This is a genomic window from Streptomyces phytophilus (genome assembly GCF_013870535.1).
Classification (GTDB): domain Bacteria; phylum Actinomycetota; class Actinomycetes; order Streptomycetales; family Streptomycetaceae; genus Streptomyces; species Streptomyces phytophilus.
The window spans coordinates 1-2,323 of the sequence record NZ_JACBXC010000973.1; the positions used below are offsets into that span (position 1 = coordinate 1).

Below are 2,323 nucleotides of genomic sequence, written 5' to 3' on the forward strand. Positions count from 1 at the left end.
CCAGCAGCGGGCCGTCGGCGCGCCCCCGCGCGGACGGGGTGGTGCGGCGGGGCAGGAAGACCATCGGCTCCTCCTCACGTCGGGCGGCCGGCCACCGGGCCACCGGGCGTCACGGCACCGGGCGGGTCACCACGTCGAGCCGATCGGCGCCTTCCAGGTGTCGCCCTTCCAGTCGTTGTACGACTCGTTGAACGGCTTGAAGGGCAGCATGTCGCTGCTGCCGAACGCCTTGTCGCCGAGGTCGACGATCGTACCGGTCCAGGCGGCGCCCAGAGAGGCCGTGTACGCGGCCCCCGCGTGCGCCGCCGCACCACCGCCCACCAGGCCCGGGAAGCGGTCCGAGATGCGCCCGATGTTGCGCAGCAGGGACAGCCCCTCGGTGTCGCCCATGTTGAGGATCCTGCCCAGGCGCCCCACCGACGGCAGGTTCTGCGGCACGCTCGTCGCCTGCCGCCGCGCCGACTTCTTCAGCGCGTCGATCTGCGCCCGCGCCGCCCGCTTCTGCGCGGCGCTCGCCGTCCGGCTGCTCAGCACCTTGCCCAGCGCCGTGCGCTTCGCGGACGACCCGGCGAGGTTCGTGGCGACCTGCCGCGAACGGGCCGCGGTCGCCGCCGTCTTCGTCAGCGCGTTGGTGCCCTTCAGCGCCGCCATCCCGGCGCGGCCGATGCCCATGGTCAGCAGCCCGATGGAGTCGACCAGCACCTCCGTCCAGCTCGCGTTGCCGGTGGCCGCGAGCAGGGCTCTGCCCCCGACCACCAGCAATCCCGCGATCAGCAGGAACGCCACCACGTTCAGGCCCGGGATGAACAGCGAGATGATCGCGACCGCCGTGGCCACCCAGCTGATGACATCGATGACGATCTTGATGATGTCGGCATACTTGTCGACGAAGTCGCTGACGTTGTCCCACCAGCCGTCCTTGACGTCGTCGTCGATGGACTTCTTGATGCGCCCGGCGGCCGTGTCGGCGTCGGAGTCGCGGGCGGACGTCGCCCGCCCCAGCATCCGGCGCGCCTCCTCCAACTCCCCTTCGGCCGCCCCGTACGCCTTCTCCCGCTGCTTCTCCGCGTCCTTCTCCGCGGCCGAGGGCTCCGGCGCGTCCGGCGCGGCCGCCTTGTCCGGCGGGCTTGTTGTCCGTCATCGACCCGGCGGCGCTCTGCGCCTTCGTCAGCGCCCGCTCGGCGGCCTTCTGCGCGTCGTCCAGGTCGGTCGCCCACGACGACAGATGCCCGACCACCGCCTTGTAGCGCCCGGAGGTCTTCTCCATCTTGCCGGCGAGATCGGTCGCGGCGCTGCGCAGCCTGTCGGCGTACTTGCCCTTCAGGGCGCCGTCCTTGCCGATGTCGCGCAACTTGCCGACCTGCGACTCGATCGTCTCGCCGATCTTCTTCAGCCGGGCGGCCTCGTCACGGATGTCCTCGACGTTCCCCGGTACGGGATCGGATTCGGCGAGCGGCTGCCAGTCGGTGGGGCGGGCCATGGCCGTCACTCACCCTTGCATTCCTGCTCAAGCTTCGTGTCCGTCTTGAGGAACGACTGATGGACGTTGCTCGCCATCTCCCCGACGGACTTCACGGACTCCAGCACTTCCTTGCGGTGCCGGTCCCAGTTGGTGGTGAAGTCCTCCATCGCGTCCGCGACCGTACCGGAGCCGTATATTCCGCGAAGCCGCTCCTGATGCTCCTCGCAGCTCTCGAACTCCCGCTTGACGATGCCCAGATCGCGTTCGATCACCTGAAGGCGGGCATAGTCCACACACAGATCGCTCATCGTTCGTCCCCCGTGGCCGTGCGTCTCTGCCGGGCAGAGTACAGGCGTCAATACAATCGCGCGGCGGCCGGAGTACGAATACTCCGCCCGGCGCACGCGGCGCTACGGCCGGTCACCGGGCTCCCCCGCGGGGTGTCAACCGCGCAGCGCACCCCAGGTGTCGGGGCCCACCTGGCCGTCGACGGCCAGCCCTTTCGCGGACTGGAACTTCCTGACCGCCGCCTCCGTGCTCTCGCCGAACATGCCGTCGACGCCGCCCGCGCCGAGGTCGTAGCCGCGGGCGCGGAGGATGCACTGGACCTGCACGACGCGCTCGCCGGTGTCGCCGTTCTGGGTGAGGGCCGTGCCCGAGTAGTACGTGCACGAATCCCACGGGTCCGCGGGCGGCGCCGACGTCGTGGCGGGGGCCGTCGGCTTCGCCGACGTGGCGTCGGGGCGGGTGGGTGCGGTGGTGGGGTCGGCGGTCCCGCCGGGGCTCTCGGGCGGCTGGGACGCGCGCGTGGCGGAGGGGCTCGGGGACGGCGGGGCAGTCTCCTCGCCGTCGTCGTCCTTC

General features: G+C 71.2%; 3 protein-coding genes. All 3 read right to left on the reverse strand.

Going from position 1 to position 2,323, the window contains the following annotated elements:
- Positions 1 to 126: 126 nt before the first annotated feature.
- Positions 127 to 1,005: a hypothetical protein gene (locus H5J30_RS37005; RefSeq protein WP_258563567.1), complete on the reverse strand. Its 879-nt coding sequence runs from the start codon at positions 1,003 to 1,005 to the stop codon at positions 127 to 129.
- A gap of 480 nt (positions 1,006 to 1,485) precedes the next feature.
- Entirely contained in the window at positions 1,486 to 1,770 is a 285-nt protein-coding gene (locus tag H5J30_RS27910; RefSeq protein ID WP_220189445.1) for a hypothetical protein, read from the reverse strand.
- Positions 1,771 to 1,905: 135 nt separating this feature from the next.
- Positions 1,906 to 2,323 (reverse strand): peptidoglycan-binding domain-containing protein (locus H5J30_RS27915; RefSeq protein WP_181790072.1); only part of this gene is annotated, 418 nt, incomplete at its 5' end.

What these genes read in the sequence shown, in the direction of transcription:
- H5J30_RS37005 (WP_258563567.1), bottom strand. Translation starts at nt 1,005, where the DNA reads ATGCTGGGGCGGGCGACGTCCGCCCGCGACTCCGACGCCGACACGGCC.
- H5J30_RS27910 (WP_220189445.1), bottom strand. Translation starts at nt 1,770, where the DNA reads ATGAGCGATCTGTGTGTGGACTATGCCCGCCTTCAGGTGATCGAACGC.